The organism is Marinobacter sp. F4206 (genome assembly GCF_019392195.1).
Classification (GTDB): domain Bacteria; phylum Pseudomonadota; class Gammaproteobacteria; order Pseudomonadales; family Oleiphilaceae; genus Marinobacter.
Genome location: NZ_JAHXKI010000002.1, coordinates 317,303 through 338,254, shown reverse-complemented (window position 1 = coordinate 338,254; position 20,952 = coordinate 317,303). Strand labels below are relative to the sequence as shown.

Here is a 20,952-nt window from a genome sequence, read left to right as displayed (position 1 = left end):
GGCTCAGCGGCGTTTACAGAAGTAGACGCTCAGGCCCTGGCCGACCAGGCTCTGGACTTCGCTGCCAAGGGCTTCGGCCTGAATCTGCTTTTGCACGGGTTGGGTGGCCAGGCTGTGGCCATCCGTATCCCTTGCCTTGACCAGTTTCCATTCCACCTCGTTGCTCACCATGCCCATCAACTGTCTCAGTTGAGAGGTTTCCTGGGGACAGAACCAGCGGTCGCGACACCCGCCGAGATTGAAGAAGTCGTCTTCGTTCGCCAATTCCTGCCAGTCGGTGTCCTGGTGGCTGGTGAGCACCATCTGGCGTAATTGCCGTAGCGTTGCTCGATTGGGTTTCAGATTGTGCTCTTCGATCAGCGAGCGAATGTGCTGATCGCCGCGGGTCTGTTCGGCGACGGTGGTGTGCATGTGCACCACTGCACCGGACGAGGTGGCATCGTTCACCAGCGCCGCCAGGGACAGGTTGGTCATGGCGGAGGAGGGCAGTCGTCCAATCTCGATCCAGTGGACCTGATGACCATCGGCTACGAATTGCTGGGCAATGGACCAGGGCCAGAACACAATGTTCTCCATGCCGAGCTCTCCGGCCATGCGTGTGCCTTTGGCGATGTTGGCCAGTGATTCGTCCACCGCAATGATTTCCACATCACTCAGATAGCGGGCCAATTCCATGGCACGCTGGCCTGACTGAGCGCCGCAGATCATGATTCGGAGAATATTTGGAAGATGGTCTGTCGGCAGTTTCAGTTCGGTTGCCATCAGGCTTTTGAGGCTGCTCTCGGCGCGGAAGGCCAGCTGAGACCAGGCGGGCCAGGCCTGAGGTGTATCCGTTTTCTCCAGGGCCAGTTCGTCAGCCTTCTCGGCGAAATTCTGTTTGATGGCTTCTTCGTTGGCGCGGTCATAGTAGCTCGCGGCCAGAACCGGCTGCAGCGCCAGTGGCCAGTCGGTCAGGCTCCACTGGCCAAGCTGCACGGCAAAGGCCTGATGGAACAGGGCGCCGTACATAGAACTGATGATCAGCGAGCCGATCATGCCATCCTGAGGTTCGGCCATGACAAGCTGAGCCTGAATGCTGTCGTTGATGGCAGCTACAAGCCGTTCTTCGTCTTCTTCGGCAATCAGGGCATAGCCGGTGCGATCGACATACTGGCCGATGGCCAGGGCCAGTCGCTGCAGGTCGTCGCGCAACTCCACCGTCTGCGCCACCTCGGCAACGATAGCCCGGCGCAACAGCACCACCAGGTTCTCGATTGCCGGACTGGGCATCAGCGTTTTTTGCAGGGCAAGAATCAGTAGCTCATCTTCGCTGGCGGCGTCCAGAATGATTTCTGCACTGGGGTTATCCAGATCGTACTGCTGGTGAATGATGGCACCGACAAATCGACCGAGTTCCTGGTGCGGCAGGCCTTCCTGACGAAGCAGTGCGATGGCGTCCTGGGCGAGATCGCCGTCTGCCCGGTCCACGTTGAGGTGGAGTGCACAGTTCAGCATGCCGCTGTAGACGGACGCCCATTCGACGCCCATTTCGAGAAGCTTCCGGTAATGCAGATAGGCCACATCAAACTGGCCTTGAAGCCGCTTTGCATGGGCAACGCCACAGAAGGCCGACGCCGATTGGCGGTCGTAATCCAGCGCTTGCAGGAAATACTGCTCGGCCAGGGCCGGACGCTCACTCTTCAGCGCCCAATAGCCCAGGTTGGCGTATTGTTGCGGTTGCTCTGGGTCTGCGTTGAGGCTGGCGTTGAAGAGTAGTTGTGCCTTTTCCAACTGGCCGTCGTCCAGCTCGACGCGTCCCAGCAAGCCCAGCGCTCCGGCGCTTTCAGGATCCACTGCAAGTGCCTGCTCCAGATGGCCCCGACATTCCTGACGCGCGTTCAGCCTCTGAACAAGGCTGGACTCGCTGCTGTTGGAATCGGCATAAGCGATGTTTGCCTGCAGAAGCAGGCGGGCAGCTTGCGCGTCCCGGGCGTGGAGATCACTATTTTGATGCTGTGCTTGCATGGGTATACCTCAATCCTTCAAGTCAAAACCTTAACCCTGGAGCAGCTGGAGCACCTGCTGGGGACGAGCGTTTGCCTGGGCAAGCACCGAAAGACCCGCTTGTTGCAATACCTGGGTGCGGGCGAGCTCCGCCGACTCGGCGGCGAAGTCAGCATCCCGGATCCGGCTGTTTGAGGCCGAGAGGTTTTCCGATGTGGTGCTCAGGTTGGCGATGGTGGACTCGAAGCGGTTCTGAACCGCACCCAGTTCCGCACGAATGCCATTAATGGCTTCGATGGCGTAGTCAACAGAGATCATCGCCAAATCCGCACCGTCCTGAGTGGAGATGTCGGTATCGTTGGCTGACACTGTATTGGCGGCGGCGGTCGCAGCGACAGTCTGTGTGGCTCCACCTGCGGGCGTGATATCAACGGAGAAGTCCTCGCCGAACTGGGACGAGAAGATCAGCTCGTCGTTGGTTCGGTTCATGTTCACGCTGACACCGGTGGTCGGTGACTGGGCGTTGACCTGTCCAAGAACGTCCTGCAGAGAGCCGGCACCGGTTACGTTGACAGTGGTCACGGTGCCATCGACGCCGGTAATGTCAAAAGCCATATCGACAGTTCGCCCTTCATCAAAAATAGTCTGAAGGGTATCGGTCCCGTCGGTCAGGGCCAGAAGACCGGTGCTCTGGTTGATGGTCGAACCGATCTGGGAGCCGCGGGTATCGAAACCGGAAACGCTGATAGTGTCACCCGCGTTGGCGCCGACCTGGAAGGTCTGGGTGAGCAGGCTGCCATCCAGAATCTTCAGGCCGTTGAAGGATGTCTGGCCAGCAATTCGGTTAATTTCTTCAATCCGCTGCTGAACCTCGGCATTCAGGGCCTGGCGGTCTGAAGGACTATTGGAGGCGTTGGCAGACTGCACAGCAAGTTCGCGGATCCGCTGCAGGTTCGCGGTAATTTCGTCCAGCGCACCCTCGGTGGTCTGAGCCAGCGAGATACCGTCGTTGGCATTTCTCTGTGCCATGTTCAGGCCAGTAATCTGGGACTGAAAGCGTTCGGAAATCGCCAGGCCGGCCGCGTCGTCTTTGGCGGAGTTGATCCGCAGCCCCGAGGAGAGACGCTGCAAGGCGACGTTGGCGTCGCTTTGAGTTGCGTTCAGATTCCGCTGGGCATTGAGTGATGCAATGTTGGTGTTAATTATCTGAGGCATCTCTTTTTCTCCTCGGTGTGATTTTCTGGACAACTTCATTTGCCGTCAGCATGTTGGGCCGGCTAAAAGTTGTTTACCTGGGCGAGGTAAAGCCAATAACGTGCCAAAAGGGCAAGAATCTCATTAAGGTCATGAAAATAAATAGAAAATCCAGAGCTGCTTGCGGAGAGGTGAGTTATCCGCCTGTGGTGGGGTGAGGTCAGGGGCAGAAATTTGCCGCCTTCTTTTTGATGCCGGAGACGAAGGTTTTGCTGTTGCTTTGGTGATTCTGGTATTACTTGAAGAAACCTTGGAAAATTAGCTCGCCAATTGCGTTACCGCAGTGAGTTTTTGTCTGAAGGCTGAATCCTGATCAAGTATTAAGGAAACCGTTAGATGTCTGGAACCGATGAAGATGCTTCGCTGCCGTTTATTCGGAGAAAACTAAAAAACCTGGCTTACTTTCAGAAGTATCGTCCAGAGATTTACCAATATTTTGCTAATTTTGAGCCTCAGCATTGTGAATTGGTTTTGACTCCGGGGCGAGATGATGTAGATCTATTGGATTCCGGACGTTCGGTCTATCGCCATCTTGCCCGGGAATATTCTGAATCAGAGGTTCAGAAATTTCTGGAAAACAATCCGCCCGAAAAGCCCATTGTCACCATGCGGCCCCCATTTCATTCCGGCGGGGACAACGCGAGGTTCGCTTCGCGCTTTGTTGCTGAAAGCGTTGCGACAAGCAAGATTACGCCCGAGTCGTTTAGAGGGTATTACCGCGGTGAGGTGTTACCTTCGGTAGTCTTCCTCGGTTGCGGGCTCGGCTATCATATTGAATACCTGACTGCGCAGGCTGATGTGATCGACGCTGTTGTTTTTGAGCCCGATGCCGAGCGCTTTGCCTTGACCTTGTTTACCGTCGACTGGGAAGAAATCTGTAAGCGTTTTCGTGGCAAGGGTCGCGCAATTTCTTTTTGTATCGCGACAGACGCGTCAGAAGAGAATGTGCGCAGGGTCCTGGGCAAGAAAATGGCAGAAATTGTCCCGCTATACCCATTTTTTAGTTGGTATTATAATCACTTGGCGAACGTTGAGTTGTACCGCATCGCCAAAGACCTTGAAAAAGATTTGCCGGTTGTTGGTGCCAACTGGGGGAATTACGATTTTGAGCTTAGGGGGCTTCGTAACGTATTCCATAACTTGCGCCTGGGTGGGCGCCACATAAGGCCGTTCGAGTTGGAAGAATCAAATATTCCCGTGGCCGTGGTTGGGAGTGGGCCCTCAATTGATAATAGGATTGAGGGTTTGAAAGCATGTCGAGACAAACTGATCGTAATCAGCGCGGGTACCGGATTGCGAGCCCTGCTGAATCACGGGGTACGTCCGGATTTTCATGTCGAACTCGATGCCGATTACATGATTTATGAAATGCTCACCGATATCGATGAACAGTTTGGTCTGCACGACATTACACTGTTGTCTACGATCAGCGTGAACCCTTTGGTCCCCCCCTTGTTCGAGGATTTTTGTTTCTACTTCTCGTCCGAGTACTACATACCGGCGTTCCTCGGTTTCAATGACTACGCCATTCCCGGTTGTTCTCCGACATGCACCAATGCCGCGTTGGCCTTGGCGTTTGCTTACGGATTCCGAAATATCTTCCTGTTTGGCACGGACTACGGCTACCAGGATAAGTCCCAGCATCATTCCCGGTTTTCAGTCTATGGCCAGGAATCCAAGACGGAATTCGCAACGAGCTTTCGGAAGGACACTGCATCCGAAACGGAGGCTCGCCCCAAGTTTGAGACCGAGGGAGTGAATGGCACCACAGTTATTACCCAAGGCGATTACTTCAGTGCCAAACGGGCAGCTGAACGGTATCTTGAAGACCGTGACAAGCAAGGGCTCACGTTCTCCGTGCGAAATTGCTCAGACGGCGCTTTGATCAATGGCGCCGAATGGCTATCGGAAGCTGACTTTATTGAGCCTTTAACCGCAATTTCGGAAGCAGAGCGGAGCGGCATAATTGCCTCGGTGAAAGAAAGTGCAGAGAGCATGCCGTTCATAGACAGGGATCAGATCTTTGCTGCAGTGGCGAAAGAGGTTAAAGAAACGGCGAGGGAGTTTCTGTTGACGTTACGGGGGAGCCGCCTGTCGGGTCTCAAGGATTTGATCATCGTGTGTAATCAGATTCGAGACTATCTCAACAGAGTCGGGCCCGGAAGCGGTCGACGTTCACAGGTGATTGTTCAGATGATGGGATGGCAAATTCTGAAAGGGTCGGTTCAGCGTTTTCTGCAAACGGGTCTTTGTCATGGACTCGCTCATCGGGATGAAGACTTGCAGGATTTCCTGGATCACTGGGGACAGACATTCAAGGAGTTTTTGGAGCAGCTTCCCGACCATTTTTCATCTGTTATGCTTGCCGATCTGAGGCCGGAAGAGGACCCATGGGTTATCCATCGACTCATGAATGCTGAGCCCGATAAGTGATAATACAGTCGATTTAACAGTTTGTTACATAAATTCAGGTATGGACGCTAAAGCGATGGAAAACGCTGCCGTTAAGTGGAATAACAGGGCAGCGTTCCCAAACAGAAGATCTGGGGGCTGGCCTTTCTAAAGTGTCAAAACACAATTTTGAAGGGGAAGCATCATGGCTCTCGGAATCAACACTAACGTCGCATCTCTCAGCGCCCAGAACCAGCTGAACAAGTCTCAGGGTCTGAGCGATCAGGCTCTTGAGCGTCTGTCTTCCGGCCTGCGGATCAACTCGGCCAAGGATGACGCGGCCGGTCTGGCAATCTCAACCCGCTTTGATACCCAGATTCGTGGCTTGAACGTCGCGCAACGTAACGCCAACGACGGTATCTCTATGGTCCAGACCGCTGAAGGTGGCCTGGATGAAACGGTTGCAAACCTGCAGCGTATGCGTGAACTGGCGGTTCAGGCGGCTAACGGCTCTAACTCCGACGGTGATCGGGACCTGCTGCAAGCTGAAGTTACTCAGCGCATCTCAGAAATCACGCGCATTGCCGATGATACCCAGTTCAACAGCTTGAATGTACTTGACGGTTCTCTTTCCAGTGTTGACTTTCAGGTTGGAGCGAACGCTGGTCAGACAATTTCCGTTGACTTCGATACAACCATGACGGCGGCCGGGTTGAGCGTCAATGCGGTAGACATTTCAACTGCAACTGGCGCAGCATCTGCACTTGACACCATCGATGCAGCTCTCTCGAGTGTAAATACCTTCCGCGCCGATCTGGGTGCGGTGCAGAACCGCTTTGAAAGCACCATCAACAACCTCGGCACCAACATCGAGAACCTGAGTGCTTCCAACAGCCGGATCGTAGATGCAGACTTCGCCGCTGAAACCGCGAAACTGGCCAAGGCGAACGTACTGCAGCAGGCCGGTATCTCGGTCCTTGCGCAGGCGAACGCTCGTCCCAATCAGGTTCTGTCCCTCCTTCAGTAATCGGGGGCAGTTGGAGTCAACCGGCCCTTCATTGAGAAGGGCTGGTTAATTCCATTCAGGGACAGCGAGGTGGATCATGAATGACGTAAACCTGAACAGCCCGGATTTGAAGCTGGTTCGCTCCAGTGAGCAAGCTCCGGCTCGGGCGTCCGTGTCACCTCGAGCAGATGGCAGAAATGTCTCCGCTCAAGAAGCCTTATCCCCGGGGAGGTCGGCCACTGATGTTGACCTGTCTCCAGCATCAAATAACGCCCAATCGCCGGTTGAAGAACGTCGCCGGGTGATCGACAGCGAGGATGTGGGGCGTGCCGTTTCGCAGTTGAATGACTTTGTTCAGAATGTGCAGAGAGATCTGCAATTCGAAGTGAACCAGGAGCTTGGTAAAACGATCGTGAGGGTCGTTGATCAGGAAACCCAGAAAGTTATTCGGCAGATTCCGGATGAGGTCGCATTGAGGTTGGCAGAAAAATTGCAGCAGGATGAACCGCTAACGTTATTTGACTTGAAAGTCTAACCTGTAGGCCGTTCACTGAATGCTGTGGATCTGCGTTAGCGCCGCCACCCTTACGGGCTGGCGGCGTTTTCGTCTGTTCTGGATGTGCAGGCGGTTAACAAATAGTTACTGAAAGGCGGTGGGAATGAGGCAAAGTTTTGCCGCCCGCTGCCGTTATGTATAGATAGAACAAACAAGCCTTGCAGGAGGCTCGATATGGCAGGAATTTCATCGCTGGGTGCTGGCTCCGGAATCTTCAGTGCCGATCTGGTTGACCAGCTGGTCAGCGCAGAGCGACAGCCCGTTGAGCTCCGTTTAAATCGCAGAGAAAACGAAGCCCAGACCAAGATTTCTGCCTTCGGCGCGTTAAAGGGGGCTCTGGAAGCCCTGCAAAAGCCGCTCGAAACGCTGGCATCTCCGGATGGCCTCAAGGCGCTGACGGCCAGTTCCTCTAACGAGTCGGTTGCTGCAGTCAACGTGGACCCTACGGTCGCCAGTCGCGGCTCCTACAGTGTCAACGTGACGCAGCTTGCCCAGGCTCAGTCTCTTGCCTCGGGTTCCTTTGCTGATACCGATACCACAACAGTGGGCACCGGCACCCTCACGTTCACCGTCAATGGTGTCAGTACCGACGTGACGGTGGATGGTAGTAATAACACGCTCCAGGGGCTCGCCGATTCGATCAACGATTCGAATGCCGGTTTGTCGGCGGGCATTGTCGACACCGGCAGCGGGTTTCGCCTCGTTCTGTCTTCCGATGAGAGTGGACTGGAAAATGCCGTCCAGGTCTCGGTGGCCGACAGCGACGGCAACAACGCTGATGCGTCCGGACTGTCGCAGTTTGCATTTGATGGCACTACGTCGAATCTGACCGAGACGGTGGCAGCGAAAGACGCGTTGCTGGAGGTCAATGGCATTTCGGTCAGTCGGCCCTCCAACACCGTTGAAGATGTTGTGGAAGGCGTAACGTTTGACGTGAAATCCGTGGGCACCACCTCCGTGAAGGTGGAAAGGGACCCGGACGAAGTCGCCGGCCGCGTCCAGGAATTTGTCGACAAGTTCAACGCGCTTCAGGACATTATCGACAAGGCTTCCGGCTACAATGCGGATACCGGGGTCGGGGGGATTCTTTCAGGCGATTCGACGGTCCGAAGCATTGAGCGGGATTTGCGCTCAGGCTTGACCACGGTACCTGCTGGCATGGAGAACAGCACCGTTCGCACCCTGGCAGATCTCGGCATCAAGACAGATCCAAGCACCGGAAAGCTTGAGTTCGACGCAGAGGTCTTCAAGGATAAGCTGGAGGCCGATCCAGAGGCAGTGACTGCGCTGTTTTCGGAGCAGAATGGCGCGGACGGTATTGCCGCAAAGATTGATGCAACCATCGAAAATTATCTGGCCAGCGATGGTGCGATTTCGGGGCGGACGAACGGTCTGAATAATGCCCTGGATCAGATTCAGGAACAGAGGGATCGTCTTGACCTCCGGATGGAGACTTATCGCGAGCGTTTGGTCGCGCAGTTTTCGGCGGCAGACTCTCTGATCTCACAGTTGAACAGTACGGGCAATTACGTCAGCCAGCAGCTGGCAGCGATTGCACCTCAGCAATCCAGCGGCAGCCAGCAGTAAACGGCGCTGAACTCGAAGAGGTTACTTATGAACGGTCTTCAGCAATACCAACGTATTAATACCCAGACCAGCATCACAGACGCCGATCCGCATAAACTGATTCAGCTCCTGTATCAGGGTGCTATTGAGCGTATAAACATGGCCAAGGCACAGCTTCAGGCACGAAATTTCGATGGCAAAGGCAAGCTGATTCTGAAGGCAATTGACATTGTGGCGGCTCTCCGCGGGTTCCTGGATAAAGAGCAGGGCGGTGATCTCTCGGAACGTCTTGATGCCCTCTATGAGTACATGGAACGCGCGCTGTGGGAAGCTAACGCCCGCAATGACATCAACCGGCTTGATGAGGTTGCAGGTTTGCTGCGCTCCATCAAGGAAGGTTGGGATGGTATCCGTGAGGAGGTTGTTGCTCAGCAGCAGGCCGGTTGAACCGGTCGAGCTTCTCGCCTCTTCTGACCAAATCGGGCCTGTTCCGGCCCGATTCGGCTATCGCACCCTCATGCCTTTGGCCCAATAGCCATTCCCCCCGCTCTCCCGTACAATATGCGCCTTATTTTCGATACATCCATTCTGTTCAGTCTGGAGCAAGGGCATGTCTGATATCAAAAAGGTGGTGCTGGCCTATTCCGGTGGCCTGGATACTTCCGTGATCGTTCGGTGGTTGCAGGATACCTACAACTGTGAGGTGGTGACTTTCACCGCCGACATCGGCCAGGGCGAGGAAGTGGAACCGGCGCGGGCGAAAGCCGAGGCGCTGGGGGTCAAGGAAATCTACATCGAGGATCTGCGCGAGGAGTTTGTGCGCGATTATGTGTTCCCGATGTTTCGCGCGAACACCATCTACGAGGGCGAGTACCTGCTGGGTACCTCCATTGCCCGCCCGCTGATCTCCCGTCGTCTGATTGAAATCGCCAACGAGACCGGCGCTGACGCCATCTCCCACGGCGCGACCGGCAAGGGTAACGATCAGGTCCGGTTTGAGCTGGGTGCCTACGCCCTCAAACCTGGCGTGAAGGTGATTGCGCCCTGGCGCGAGTGGGATCTGAATTCCCGCGAGAAGCTGCTGGCCTACTGCGACGAGCGCAACATTCCGGTGGAGAAGAAGAAGGGCAAGAGCCCGTACTCCATGGATGCCAACCTGCTGCACATATCCTACGAAGGCATCAACCTGGAAGATCCCTGGGCGGAAGCCGAGGAAGATATGTGGCGCTGGAGCGTGTCTCCGGAAGCGGCCCCGGATACGCCGACCTATGTTGAACTGACTTACAAGAAAGGCGACATCGTTGCCATTGACGGTCAGGAAATGAAGCCGCATGTGGTTCTGGAAACCCTGAACAAGCTGGCGGGTGCGAACGGCATTGGTCGCCTGGACATCGTCGAGAACCGCTATGTCGGTATGAAGTCCCGTGGCTGCTACGAGACGCCGGGCGGAACGATCATGCTGCGGGCCCACCGTGCGATTGAGTCCATTACCCTGGACCGCGAAGTGGCCCACCTGAAAGACAGCATCATGCCGCGGTACGCCGAGGTGATCTACAACGGTTACTGGTGGTCCCCGGAGCGTGAAGCACTGCAGGCACTGATTGACCAGACTCAGGAGTATGTGAACGGCACTGTTCGCCTCAAGCTCTACAAGGGCAATGTCGACGTTGCCGGTCGTAAATCCGACGATTCCCTGTTTGACGAGAAGATCGCAACCTTCGAGGAAGATCAGGGTGCCTACGATCAGAAAGACGCGGAAGGCTTTATCAAGCTGAACGCGCTGCGTCTGCGTATTGCTGCTGGCAAGGGCCGCGCGCTCTGAGGTCAGTCTCTGGACGCCCGGAACTCTCCGGGCGTCTTTCCTTTTACAGCCTTGAATTTCCGGTGAAACGACGTGGTTTCACTGTACCCCAGCCTTAATGCAATATCCGGTATCGGCAGCTCGCTGTTGAGCAGGTAATCCTCGGCCATTTTCAGCCGAACCTCATCCAGCAGTTTCTGGTACGACATCCCTTCCTGACTGAGTTTGCGCTGCAAGGTGCGACTGGTCATCCGCAGATCTTCCGCCACCATATCCTGCCGCGTGATACCGTGCATCAGTTGTTGCTGGATGCTGTGTTTTACCCGGGACGTCAGATCGCTGTCGGTGTCCAGGGCGGCAAGCTGGGTGAGGGCATGGGCCTCAAGGGTTTTGCGCAGCAGTGGGTCCGGTTGTCGCAGCCGGGTGTCGAGCAGGTTCTTCTTCAGGCTAACGCTGTCCTCGTCGGCACCGAAAATGACAGGGCAGCCCCAGCGTTTCTGGTAGGCCTGCTCCAGTTCCGGGCCCGGCGATGGCCTCTGCAGGCAGACCCGGGAGGGTGAGGCGGTGCGGTTGTCGGCCAGCCACCGCGCGTACGTCACCCAGGAGGCAAAGACATTGTCGACCAGGTGAGGGCGCACCACGGGATCGGTGTAGTGGCAGGTCCAGGTAAGTTTGATTTCATCGCCATTGACGGTGAGGCTGGTGGTGCCCATGTCGCCAACGAGTTTCTCGAACGGGGCAATCCGGGCCACGGCCTCGCCCAATGTGGCGCAGCTCATGGTGATATAACCGAGAACGCTGTAGGTGCCGGGTTGCACGAAGTCGCCGGTTTCCAGCCCGAGCACGGGGTTGCCGGTACACTCGCACAGCAGACGTATGAAGTCCTGAAGTTGCTCGCCCGGGATGCGACCGTCGTCCGTTGCCAGTATGTCGATAGGCAGAGCGATCTGGTCGAACAGGGCGGTGGTGTCCAGGCCGGCGGATTCGGCGGCACGGACGTATTGGCGCAAGGCGGCGACAGAGGCAGTTCCGAGGGATCTCATGGTTACAGCACAGCTTATTGGAGTCGTTATAAGCCGAGTATACCGGAATTCGGAAACACAAAATAAAAAGGCCAGCTAAATCAGCTGGCCCAAAATAAGGAAAGAACGAAAGTGCCTGAAAAATTCGTTAATCCGGTGGATCTCTCAGTAAAGTGGCCCAGATGGCGGCGGAGGTACTACACGGCTCCTCCGCCCTGGGGGATACTGCTTAAATCCACAATTGCAGAATAAGGCTTTCGCTCTGCACTGTCTGTGTGTGATGTGTGTCGCACTGTTACAGATTGTTCGAAAAGTGGCCAGCTGCGTATCAGGCCTCTTCGGTGATCTGCGGCGCTGTTTCGGCAAACCGGCGGGTCTCGTAGGCGTCCACCAGCCCCTGAACGGCGGTGCGTTCCATTTCCTGCACCGAGGGTGTTCCATTCTGGGCATCGGCCCGACAAAGCACCATGCCCGCTTCCACCGAGATATAGCCTGCCGTGGTCTTCAGCGCCTTGTGGTTGATGCCATCGAACACCCGCCGAAAAGCGGTGGTGGTGCAGTGGTCGCTGTTGGGAAAGTAGGCAATGATGGCGAACTGGTTGTCGCCTACCCGGCAAAGCGCATCGATCGGTCGAATCAGGGTGCTGAGACGGCGAGCGATCCCGACAGCCAGTTCGCTCATCACCGTCGGCGGGTGCTTGCGCTTGAGTTCCTGCCAGTTGCGGATGCCGCAAAGCACATAGGCGCATGAGCCACCGCGGGATTCAGCGTGGCGCAACATCTTGCCTAGGCGTTCGCGGCCATATTTGTTGTTGCAGAGGCTGGTTTCGAGATCGATGATGTTGGTCGCCTCCAGTTCCCGGTTGTTCTCGATCAGCAGGGAATTGGCTTTTAGCAGGGTGTTCTGGCGATCAGCCATGCGATCCGCGGCAAAGATTCTTGGGATCAGTTGCTTGGTCATGTCGGACTTGTAGATGAAGTCGTCCACGCCCCGGTCAAACGCTTCCGAAAGCGCTTCGACGCTTTCCCGTGCGGTGAGCAGAATCACGTAGGTGTAGTGATTGTTCTGCTCGTCCTGCTGACGAACCTGGTCGGTGAGCTCCAGGCCATCCATCTCTGGCATCAGCCAGTCGGCAATCAGGACACTGACCGGACGCTGCTCAATCAGCTCAAGTGCGGCGGGAGCATTGTTGACGATGCGTACGTCGCGATATCCGGCATTTCGCAGGGTACGGCCAACCACCATACTGCTGAATTTGGCGTCGTCTACTACGAGGATGGGTAGGTCCAGGTTTGGCATTGTTATCTACTTCTCACCAGTCCATTGTCGAATGCTTCGGCCTTTGCCGGATGCGGTCCGGCGTGGGTCTTGCTATGCTTTGGCACCTTGAACATTCAGGAATAAATAAAGGCCACAGTATACCCCCAGTGGCTGCCGGAGAATAACGACCATGCCTTCTTTTGACATAGTTTCTGAAATTGATATGCACGAAGTCACCAACGCGGTGGACCAGGCCAAAAGGGAGCTCGGCAATCGCTGGGACTTCAAGAATGTGGACGCCGACATCGAGCAGGACGACAAGGGCATCACCATCAGCGCCGAGCAGGATTTCCAGCTCGAGCAACTGATGGAGATCCTTCGGATGGCCTTTGCCAAGCGCAACGTCGACAGCCGCGCGATCAGCGAGGATGGCGAGAGTAAGGCGGGTAAGCTGGTAAAGCAGCATCTGGTTTTGAAGCAAGGTATCGAAACCGATATGGCGAAGAAGATCGTGAAGATGATCAAGGATGCCAAGCTCAAAGTGCAGGCCAGTATCCAGGGCGACAAAGTCCGGGTAAACGGTAAAAAGCGCGACGACCTGCAGGGTGCCATTGCCATGCTGCGCGAGGCGGAGCTGGACATTCCCCTGCAGTTCAATAACTTTCGCGACTGACCCGGAGGCTCGACCATTCTTTCCAGCGACCGCCGCGCCCTGATCCGGGACACGCTCTACACCTACACTCGCTGGCAGGTCATTGCCCTCCTGTTTCTCGGGTTTTCGGCAGGGCTGCCGTTCCTGTTGGTGTTTTCGACCCTGAACGCGCGGCTGGCGGATGTGGGCGTGGAAACCGCAACCATCGGCTTCTTCAGCTGGCTGGGGATCACCTATTCCATCAAGGTCTTCTGGGCGCCGGTGGTAGACCGGGTCAAGCTGCCGCTGCTGGATCGGTTACTGGGCAAACGCCGCAGCTGGATCATTCTGGCCCAGGCCGGTATCGCTACGGGTCTGTATCTGATGGCCGGTGTCGATGCCACGACAGCGCCGGAAATGATGGCGCTTTTCGGGCTGCTGGTCGCGTTCTCCTCCGCCACGCAAGACGTAGCCATTGATGCCTATCGCATCGAAATCGCGGAGGAGCGATTGCAGGCGGCGCTGGCGGCTACCTACATCTTCGGATACCGGCTGGCATTGCTGGTTGCCGGCGCCGGCGCCCTGTACCTGGCGGAGTTCTGGTCCTGGCAGGTGTCCTATCAGGTGATGGCGAGCCTTGTCGGCGTTGGTGCTCTCACGGTGCTGGTCGTCCGCGAGCCCGCGGTCAACCATTTCGCCGCAGCGCAGGACATCGCCCATAAAATCGAGCAGGAAGCGGCGACGCGTACCCACCTTAATCCGCGCCTCGCCCGTCTCGTCGGTTGGTTCTACGCCGCCGTTGCTGGCCCCTTCCTCGATTTTTTCCGGCGCTATAAGGAGCTTGCGATTCTCATTCTGGTGATGGTCGCGGTCTACCGGATCTCGGACATCGCCATGGGCGTGATGGCGAACCCCTTCTATCTGGATTTCATGGGCTTTAGCAAGACCCAGGTTGCGGACGTCACCAAAATTTTCGGGTTCTTCATGACGATTGCCGGCTCTCTTGCCGGCGGTGTCATGGTGGTACGCTACGGCGTTCGCAGGATTCTGTTGCTGGGCGCGGTGATGACCGCCGCAACCAACCTCCTGTTTGTGCTGCTGGCCCAGTATCCGCCAAATGTCATGACCCTGGCGGCTGTGGTCAGTGCCGACAATCTGAGCGGCGGCATCGCCAATGTCGCGCTCATCGCCTGGCTGTCCAGCATGACCAGCGCCTCCTTCACCGCGACCCAGTACGCTTTGTTCAGCTCTCTGATGACCCTTCCGGGCAAATTCCTGGGAGGTTTTTCCGGCATGGTGGTTGCTGACTTTGGCTACGCCCAGTTCTTCTTCGTGGCGGGTGTCATGGGCGTGCCGGCCATCCTCCTGGCACTATTCATGATCCGCCAGGGCGAGCGCCTGGATGCATTGGCACCAAGAAAGGCCGAACAGGTCGAGCCGGACGAGAACGCAGTACCAAAGGAGTCCTGAGCATGGAGCCAACCAAGGATCAAAAGATCTGGCAGGTGGTTCTATCGATCCCGAAGGGCAGAGTTGCAAGCTATGGCCAAGTTGCCGACATGGCAGGATTAGGACGCCAGGCCCGTTACATCGGCCGCGCGCTGGGCAAGCTCCCGGCAGGCCATTCAGTGCCCTGGTATCGAGTACTCCGCACCAACGGCCAGATCGCCTTCCCAGAGGGTTCGTCCACGTTTCTAATGCAAAAGGAATTGCTGGAGCAGGAAGGCGTAGAAGTGATCAGCGGAAGAGTCTCAATGCGCCGTTTCCGCTGGCTGCCATAACTCTTTTATTCTTTTTTTAGCGAATAGAATTTGGTACGTCGGTCATGGGGTGGGAGGCCTTTTCTGCCGGAACAAAGATGTCTGAGCGCAGCGAGTTCGTGTTCCAGAAGGAAAGGCCTCCCATCCCATGACCAGCCCCCGAAACTCGAGGGCTGCGTAAAAACGGGCAGGCGACTAGAGCCGAAGCGCCCCATCAACCTCAATCATCCGCCCCGACAGATAATCGTTCTCAAAAATAAACGCCGCCGCCGAAGCAATCTCCTCCGGCTTGCCCATACGCTTGAGCGGAATCCCCGCTGCCATCTTCTCCAGCGCTTCCGGCTTCATCGATGCCGTCATCTCGGTTTCAACGAAGCCCGGTGCAATACCCATGCAGCGGATGCCATAGCGAGCCAGTTCCTTCGCCCAGACCGGAACCAGCGCCGATACTCCAGCCTTGGCTGCCGAGTAGTTGCTCTGACCCATGTTGCCAGCGCGGGAAATGGAAGCGATGTTGATAATCACACCCTGATCACCGTTCTCGATCATCTGGGTTGCCGCTTCTCGACCGCACAGGAAAACGCCGGTGAGGTTCACGTCAATCACGGCTTGCCACTGGGACAGCTCCATGCGCTTCTCAACCTGGCCATCCTTGACCTTGACCATCAGCCCATCACGCAGGATGCCCGCGTTGTTCACCAGGCCATTGAGGCGACCGAAGTCATTTGTAATAGCGGCGAAGGTTTGTACCACGTCCTCTTCTTTTGCCACATTGCAGACGTAGCTTTTCGCCTCTGCACCCGCGGCCTTGCAGGCGGCAACGGCTTCGTCGAGCTTCTCCGGCATCAGGTCGATGAGCGCGAGTTTCGCACCCCGGGCGGCGAGGTATTCGGCCATGGCGCGGCCCAGGCCCTGGCCGCCGCCGGTGATTGCGATTACGGAATCTTGAAGTTTCATGTTTTGCCCTAACTACTGTTATCAGGTGGTTTACGTTTGCCGTGTGTCCCTAACCCGCCATTCGGCACGGGCGCAACGAGCCAGTCGTGTGGCTTCTTGTTCAATACGGAAGGGCTGCGAGTATACCAGACCTTCCTAAATTCCTTTTCAGACCGTGAGGGCCTGATGTCTGTGTTTCTGTTTCTCTTCATTATCATGCCGATCGCCGAGATGGCGGTGCTCATCAAGGTCGGGGGCATTATCGGCGTGCTGAACACCGTCGGCCTGGTACTGTTAACAGCCGTGATTGGTGCCTGGCTGCTCCGCCAGCAGGGGCTTGCCACCCTTCTGAAGGCCAATCAGCGCCTCAACAGCGGTGAGTTGCCGGCCAAAGAGGTGGCCGAGGGGCTGATCCTGGCGGTCGGTGGGGCCCTGTTGCTGACTCCGGGCTTTATTACGGACACCATTGGCTTTCTTTGCCTCATCCCGGGTACCCGCCACTGGCTGGCGGCAGAGGCCCTCAAGCGGATGGTGGTTTCTGGCCAGAGCCGGGGCTTTTATTTCCGGTCTGGAGGTGGTCCAAGCCCGTTTGGTCAGGATCCGTTCGGTAGCCATGAGAACCCCTTCGGCAGGCAGCGTCCCTTTGATCGCGACAGTGATGGCAACATCATCGAAGGCGAGTACCGGGACGAGACCGAATCCGATCGCGACCGCATCGAAAAAAAGTGAAAAAATTCATTTCGGGGCGTTGAAAACCTCACCGCCAACCCCACATAAGTTGCACAAGTTCGCTGCAGGCTGATAACGGCTGGAAAACAGCAGGTTAGGCAGCCGGGCAATTTGGCCGGATGACGCTTTGCAAGTCCGACCTTTTTAAACAGCAAATGTCATTGCCACATTAATCTGACGACTGGAGAAACCGAGCAATGAAAATTCGTCCGCTACACGATCGTGTTGTCGTGCGCCGTAAGGAAGAAGAAGAGAAAACTGCGGGTGGCATCGTGCTGCCGGGTAACGCCAAAGAGAAGCCTTCCCAGGGTGAAGTGGTTGCCGTAGGCAACGGCCGTATCCTGGACAACGGCGAAACCCGTGCGCTGGCGGTTAAGGTGGGTGACACCGTGGTCTTTGGCCAGTACGCCGGAAACACCGTAAAAGTCGACGGTGAAGAGTTGCTCATCATGAGCGAGAACGACATTTACGGCGTGCTTGAGTGATCGCTGAGGTCGCTCGCACGAACCCTCATTAATCCGATTGGTCAACGAATTCGGTTTAACGAACAGGAATAGAAGACATGGCAGCAAAAGACGTTAAATTTGGTGATAACGCTCGCAAGCGTATGGTCGCAGGCGTCAACGTACTGGCAGACGCGGTTAAAGTGACCCTCGGCCCGAAAGGCCGGAACGTGGTTCTGGAAAAATCCTTCGGCGCGCCGACCATCACGAAAGATGGTGTGTCCGTAGCGAAGGAAATCGAGCTGGCTGACAAGTTCGAGAACATGGGCGCTCAGATGGTGAAGGAAGTCGCTTCCCAGGCCAACGACACCGCCGGTGACGGCACCACCACGGCCACCGTTCTGGCCCAGTCCATCGTCAACGAGGGTGTGAAGGCGGTGACCGCCGGCATGAACCCGATGGATCTGAAGCGCGGCATCGACAAGGCGACTACCGAAGCGGTCAAAGCGATCCGCGACATGGCCAAGCCGTGCGACGACAGCCGCAACATTGCCCAGGTTGGTACCATTTCCGCGAACGGTGATGAGACCATCGGTAAGCTGATTGCCGACGCCATGGAGCGTGTAGGCAAAGAAGGCGTTATTACCGTTGAGGAAGGCCGTGGCCTGGAAGATGAGCTGGACGTGGTCGAAGGTATGCAGTTCGATCGCGGCTACCTGTCTCCGTACTTCATCAACAACCAGGACAACATGTCCGCCGAGCTGGATGACCCGTACATCCTGCTGGTCGACAAGAAGATCTCCAACATCCGCGAACTCCTGCCGGTGTTGGAATCTGTCGCCAAGGCTGGCAAACCGCTGATGATCATCGCCGAGGACATTGAAGGCGAAGCGTTGGCCACCCTGGTTGTGAACAACATGCGTGGCATCGTGAAAGTGGCTGCCGTCAAGGCACCTGGCTTTGGCGATCGTCGCAAGGAAATGCTGCAGGACATCGCCATCCTGACCGGCGGTACTGTGATCTCAGAAGAGGTCGGCCTGACTCTGGAGAACACCACTCTGGATGATCTGGGTACAGCCAAGCGCGTCAACATCACCAAGGAGAACACCACGGTGATCGGTGGCGTTGGCGCTCAGGCGGACATCGAAGCTCGCGTAGAGCAGATCCGCAAGCAGATCGAAGACAGCTCCTCTGATTACGACAAAGAGAAGCTGCAGGAGCGCGTTGCCAAGCTGGCCGGCGGTGTTGCCGTCATCAAGGTTGGCGCCGGTTCCGAAGTGGAAATGAAAGAGAAGAAGGCCCGCGTTGAAGACGCACTGCACTCCACCCGCGCTGCGGTTGAAGAGGGCATCGTGGCCGGTGGTGGCGTTACCCTGATCCGTGCCATCGCGGCCCTGGATAAAGTGGATGCCATCAACGAAGAGCAGAAAGCCGGTGTGAACATCCTGCGCCGTGCCATGGAAGCTCCGCTGCGTCAGATCGTTTACAACGCAGGTGGCGAGTCTTCCGTTGTGGTTGCCAAGGTGCGTGAAGGCGAAGGCTCCTTCGGGTTCAACGCGTCCACCGAGCAGTATGGCGACATGCTCGAGATGGGTATCCTGGATCCTGCCAAGGTGACCCGTTCTGCCCTGCAGGCCGCGGCTTCCGTTGCATCCCTGATCATCACCACCGAGGCGATGGTTGCGGATGAGCCGCAGGAAGAAGGCGCCGGCGGTGGTATGCCGGACATGGGCGGTATGGGTGGAATGGGAGGCATGGGCGGCATGATGTAATGCCGGCCTGATCCCAACCGCGTCCTGCAACGTCAGGGCGCGGCCCGATCGACCTCAAAAACCCCGCGTCGGTTCGCACTGACGCGGGGTTTTTGTTTTTTCTCATGAAGTTGCCTCGGGCCTTTGTTAGACTCGGCTACCGACCCATTGTCTTTGTGTAGCCGAATGAGTGACGTCGAATCCAAATCCTTTCTTCGCCCCGGCAAGGTAGTTCTGCTTGTCCTGTTGGGGCTGGCCGTCTATGTGGCGGCGCTGGTGATATGGATCCCGGCGGGGTGGGTCTGGCACCAGGTCTCGGCCCATGTCCCTCTGCCACAACAGGTGGAGGTCAAGCAGGTGTCTGGCCAGGTCTGGGACGGTGCCGCCGGGCTGGTGGTGGCCGGTTACCCGGTTCGCGTTGACTGGCGCCTGGGCTGGCCATCCCTGACCAGCCTGTCGTTACCACTCGATATTACGGTGGCTTCGTCACAATCCACGATTGAGGGTGATGTTAAGGTGGTATGGCCGGACCGCGCCGAGCTCGATGCCCGGGGGCAGATCGTGGTCAGTGAATTTGAAGACCTGATCCGTCGCAGTGGTGGCGCGATGATCGAGGGCAATGTGACCATTGACCGTTTGAATCTGGTCTGGGCGGATAACCGGATTGCCCGGGCTGACGGTGTGGGTCGCTGGGCCGGCGGACTGGTGACATGGCCGATGGGGAATCAGACGGGGCAGGCGCGGTTTCCGCCGATGCAGGCCAATCTCGACACCACTCAGGGCGGAATCGCGCTGACAGTGGCAGAGCAGGGCGGCAGAGGCCCGGCGGCAGATGCCAATATCCTGTGGAATGGCATGATGGAAGTCCGGGTCTATAAACGGATGGTGGATCTGGCCGGCCAACCCTGGTCAGAATCGGCCAGTCCCGGGGATGTTGTGTTCCGGGTCAAGCAGCCTTTGCTCCCGGGGGCGCGTTGATATGGCATTGATGGACATGCATGCACAAAGCCGCATATCCCGTACTCTGGCGAACCTGCTTTTGCTGGTGCTGGTCGTTTATCTGGGGGTCTCGCTGGCGAAGATTACCTGGCTGTTCGCCTGGGACGACAAGCCCGTTCCCGTGGCGCCCGTCTCTGCAAGCGGAAGCATGGGCGGCTCTGGCGCAGGGCTGTCATTCCCGATGGCGAGTTATGATTTTTTCGGCCGGTCGGCAGAGCAAGCCGGGGTAGCGGATGTGGTCAAGCGCTCGGCTCCGGAAACCGGCTTGCGGCTCCGGCTTGAGGGGGTTCTCGTGGGACAGCGCCCGGAAGACTCCGGTGCTATAGTTGCAGGAAGCAACGGAGAAACCGCGTATTACCGGGTTGGGGACATGTTGCCCGGGAATGCCGAGCTGGCCGAGGTGGAGCCAAGCCGCATTCTGATCCGTCGGGGCGGCCGTTATGAATCGCTGACGTTTGAAGAGCCGGATTCAGAGACGCTGGTTGCAGATGCGCCTGAGCAGCCTGCAGAATCATCTCCGGATGCCTTTCTGGAGAATGCCCGGGCCGAACTGGACAGCCAGGGGGTTGCAGCGCTCAACGCGTACGGGCTGAGCCCGGCAGATCAGAGCGGCGCATCCGGTTACGTGTATGACGGCTCCAATGCCATGCTCAACGCCGTCAACCTGCAGGCCGGCGATGTGATTACCGCCATCAACGGACAACGGCTGGGTGACATAGAACAGGATAAATCGCTGCTTGAGAGCTGGCGCGGACAGTCTCAGGTGGATATAGAAATCGAACGTGACGGATCCATCCTCACCATAAGTTATGCCATACCCGAGCAGTGGCGCTGATCGGGTTCATCGATACAGGACGAAATCG

Annotated in this window: 19 protein-coding genes; 14 read left to right on the top strand and 5 right to left on the bottom strand. The window is 56.9% G+C overall.

Features of this window, described 5'->3' with window-relative positions; all coding sequences use genetic code 11:
- Positions 1–3: 3 nt before the first annotated feature.
- Positions 4–2,004 (bottom strand): tetratricopeptide repeat protein, encoded by a 2,001-nt coding sequence (locus tag KZO34_RS03845; RefSeq protein WP_219473572.1) that lies wholly within the window; start codon positions 2,002–2,004, stop codon positions 4–6.
- Positions 2,005–2,034: 30 nt separating this feature from the next.
- Entirely contained in the window at positions 2,035–3,198 is a 1,164-nt protein-coding gene (locus KZO34_RS03840; protein ID WP_219473571.1) for a flagellin, read from the bottom strand.
- Positions 3,199–3,573: 375 nt separating this feature from the next.
- Between KZO34_RS03840 and KZO34_RS03835 the strand changes: the two genes are divergently transcribed.
- From KZO34_RS03835 to KZO34_RS03810, 6 genes are all read left to right on the top strand, one after another.
- Positions 3,574–5,670, top strand: a complete 2,097-nt coding sequence (locus KZO34_RS03835; protein ID WP_219473569.1) for a motility associated factor glycosyltransferase family protein — start codon at positions 3,574–3,576, stop codon at positions 5,668–5,670.
- A 163-nt stretch (positions 5,671–5,833) separates the two neighbouring features.
- On the top strand, positions 5,834–6,655 hold the full coding sequence (locus tag KZO34_RS03830) for a flagellin domain-containing protein (protein WP_219473567.1): 822 nt from the start codon (positions 5,834–5,836) through the stop codon (positions 6,653–6,655).
- Positions 6,656–6,731: 76 nt separating this feature from the next.
- Entirely contained in the window at positions 6,732–7,169 is a 438-nt protein-coding gene (locus KZO34_RS03825) for a flagellar protein FlaG (protein WP_219473565.1), read from the top strand.
- Positions 7,170–7,364: 195 nt separating this feature from the next.
- The gene (gene fliD, locus KZO34_RS03820; protein WP_219473564.1) at positions 7,365–8,777 is read left to right on the top strand and encodes a flagellar filament capping protein FliD; all 1,413 of its coding nucleotides are present in this window, start codon (positions 7,365–7,367) and stop codon (positions 8,775–8,777) included.
- Positions 8,778–8,804: 27 nt separating this feature from the next.
- Entirely contained in the window at positions 8,805–9,203 is a 399-nt protein-coding gene (gene fliS, locus KZO34_RS03815; protein WP_219473562.1) for a flagellar export chaperone FliS, read from the top strand.
- 163 nt (positions 9,204–9,366) lie between these two features.
- Complete coding sequence (locus KZO34_RS03810) at positions 9,367–10,578, top strand: argininosuccinate synthase (RefSeq protein ID WP_219473560.1); 1,212 nt, start codon at positions 9,367–9,369, stop codon at positions 10,576–10,578.
- A 2-nt stretch (positions 10,579–10,580) separates the two neighbouring features.
- On the opposite strand, the gene KZO34_RS03805 is transcribed toward KZO34_RS03810, so the two are convergent.
- Both KZO34_RS03805 and KZO34_RS03800 read right to left on the bottom strand, forming a co-directional pair.
- On the bottom strand, positions 10,581–11,600 hold the full coding sequence (locus KZO34_RS03805; RefSeq protein ID WP_219473558.1) for an AraC family transcriptional regulator: 1,020 nt from the start codon (positions 11,598–11,600) through the stop codon (positions 10,581–10,583).
- Between the two features lie 307 nt (positions 11,601–11,907).
- Entirely contained in the window at positions 11,908–12,879 is a 972-nt protein-coding gene (locus tag KZO34_RS03800) for a response regulator (RefSeq protein ID WP_219473557.1), read from the bottom strand.
- A 151-nt stretch (positions 12,880–13,030) separates the two neighbouring features.
- Between KZO34_RS03800 and KZO34_RS03795 the strand changes: the two genes are divergently transcribed.
- Genes KZO34_RS03795 through KZO34_RS03785 form a run of 3 tightly spaced genes read left to right on the top strand, consistent with a single transcriptional unit; the run spans position 13,031 to position 15,252 of the window.
- Positions 13,031–13,513, top strand: a complete 483-nt coding sequence (locus KZO34_RS03795; RefSeq protein WP_219473556.1) for a YajQ family cyclic di-GMP-binding protein — start codon at positions 13,031–13,033, stop codon at positions 13,511–13,513.
- A gap of 15 nt (positions 13,514–13,528) precedes the next feature.
- Positions 13,529–14,941 (top strand): AmpG family muropeptide MFS transporter, encoded by a 1,413-nt coding sequence (locus KZO34_RS03790; protein ID WP_459076677.1) that lies wholly within the window; start codon positions 13,529–13,531, stop codon positions 14,939–14,941.
- A gap of 2 nt (positions 14,942–14,943) precedes the next feature.
- Positions 14,944–15,252 (top strand): MGMT family protein, encoded by a 309-nt coding sequence (locus tag KZO34_RS03785; RefSeq protein WP_219473554.1) that lies wholly within the window; start codon positions 14,944–14,946, stop codon positions 15,250–15,252.
- Between the two features lie 174 nt (positions 15,253–15,426).
- On the opposite strand, the gene KZO34_RS03780 is transcribed toward KZO34_RS03785, so the two are convergent.
- Entirely contained in the window at positions 15,427–16,188 is a 762-nt protein-coding gene (locus KZO34_RS03780; RefSeq protein ID WP_219473552.1) for an SDR family oxidoreductase, read from the bottom strand.
- 165 nt (positions 16,189–16,353) lie between these two features.
- Between KZO34_RS03780 and KZO34_RS03775 the strand changes: the two genes are divergently transcribed.
- The 5 genes from KZO34_RS03775 (at position 16,354) to KZO34_RS03755 (ending at position 20,924) form a co-directional block, all read left to right on the top strand.
- Positions 16,354–16,896: an FxsA family protein gene (locus tag KZO34_RS03775; RefSeq protein ID WP_219473551.1), complete on the top strand. Its 543-nt coding sequence runs from the start codon at positions 16,354–16,356 to the stop codon at positions 16,894–16,896.
- Positions 16,897–17,093: 197 nt separating this feature from the next.
- Complete coding sequence (gene groES, locus KZO34_RS03770) at positions 17,094–17,381, top strand: co-chaperone GroES (protein ID WP_041341247.1); 288 nt, start codon at positions 17,094–17,096, stop codon at positions 17,379–17,381.
- Between the two features lie 77 nt (positions 17,382–17,458).
- On the top strand, positions 17,459–19,111 hold the full coding sequence (groL, locus tag KZO34_RS03765) for a chaperonin GroEL (protein WP_219473549.1): 1,653 nt from the start codon (positions 17,459–17,461) through the stop codon (positions 19,109–19,111).
- A 165-nt stretch (positions 19,112–19,276) separates the two neighbouring features.
- Positions 19,277–20,068, top strand: coding sequence for a type II secretion system protein N (gene gspN, locus KZO34_RS03760; RefSeq protein WP_219473548.1), 792 nt, complete (start codon positions 19,277–19,279; stop codon positions 20,066–20,068).
- A 1-nt stretch (position 20,069) separates the two neighbouring features.
- Positions 20,070–20,924: a type II secretion system protein N gene (locus tag KZO34_RS03755; protein ID WP_219473546.1), complete on the top strand. Its 855-nt coding sequence runs from the start codon at positions 20,070–20,072 to the stop codon at positions 20,922–20,924.
- Positions 20,925–20,952 lie beyond the last annotated feature (28 nt).

Bases quoted from the DNA above. Each gene is read 5' to 3' on its own strand.
- groL (WP_219473549.1), top strand. From the start codon at position 17,459: ATGGCAGCAAAAGACGTTAAATTTGGTGATAACGCTCGCAAGCGTATG.
- KZO34_RS03795 (WP_219473556.1), top strand. From the start codon at position 13,031: ATGCCTTCTTTTGACATAGTTTCTGAAATTGATATGCACGAAGTCACC.
- KZO34_RS03825 (WP_219473565.1), top strand. From the start codon at position 6,732: ATGAATGACGTAAACCTGAACAGCCCGGATTTGAAGCTGGTTCGCTCC.
- KZO34_RS03835 (WP_219473569.1), top strand. From the start codon at position 3,574: ATGTCTGGAACCGATGAAGATGCTTCGCTGCCGTTTATTCGGAGAAAA.
- KZO34_RS03810 (WP_219473560.1), top strand. From the start codon at position 9,367: ATGTCTGATATCAAAAAGGTGGTGCTGGCCTATTCCGGTGGCCTGGAT.
- KZO34_RS03780 (WP_219473552.1), bottom strand. From the start codon at position 16,188: ATGAAACTTCAAGATTCCGTAATCGCAATCACCGGCGGCGGCCAGGGC.
- KZO34_RS03800 (WP_219473557.1), bottom strand. From the start codon at position 12,879: ATGCCAAACCTGGACCTACCCATCCTCGTAGTAGACGACGCCAAATTC.
- KZO34_RS03755 (WP_219473546.1), top strand. From the start codon at position 20,070: ATGGCATTGATGGACATGCATGCACAAAGCCGCATATCCCGTACTCTG.
- KZO34_RS03785 (WP_219473554.1), top strand. From the start codon at position 14,944: ATGGAGCCAACCAAGGATCAAAAGATCTGGCAGGTGGTTCTATCGATC.
- KZO34_RS03845 (WP_219473572.1), bottom strand. From the start codon at position 2,004: ATGCAAGCACAGCATCAAAATAGTGATCTCCACGCCCGGGACGCGCAA.
- KZO34_RS03840 (WP_219473571.1), bottom strand. From the start codon at position 3,198: ATGCCTCAGATAATTAACACCAACATTGCATCACTCAATGCCCAGCGG.
- fliD (WP_219473564.1), top strand. From the start codon at position 7,365: ATGGCAGGAATTTCATCGCTGGGTGCTGGCTCCGGAATCTTCAGTGCC.
- groES (WP_041341247.1), top strand. From the start codon at position 17,094: ATGAAAATTCGTCCGCTACACGATCGTGTTGTCGTGCGCCGTAAGGAA.
- KZO34_RS03805 (WP_219473558.1), bottom strand. From the start codon at position 11,600: ATGAGATCCCTCGGAACTGCCTCTGTCGCCGCCTTGCGCCAATACGTC.
- gspN (WP_219473548.1), top strand. From the start codon at position 19,277: ATGAGTGACGTCGAATCCAAATCCTTTCTTCGCCCCGGCAAGGTAGTT.
- KZO34_RS03775 (WP_219473551.1), top strand. From the start codon at position 16,354: ATGTCTGTGTTTCTGTTTCTCTTCATTATCATGCCGATCGCCGAGATG.
- KZO34_RS03830 (WP_219473567.1), top strand. From the start codon at position 5,834: ATGGCTCTCGGAATCAACACTAACGTCGCATCTCTCAGCGCCCAGAAC.
- fliS (WP_219473562.1), top strand. From the start codon at position 8,805: ATGAACGGTCTTCAGCAATACCAACGTATTAATACCCAGACCAGCATC.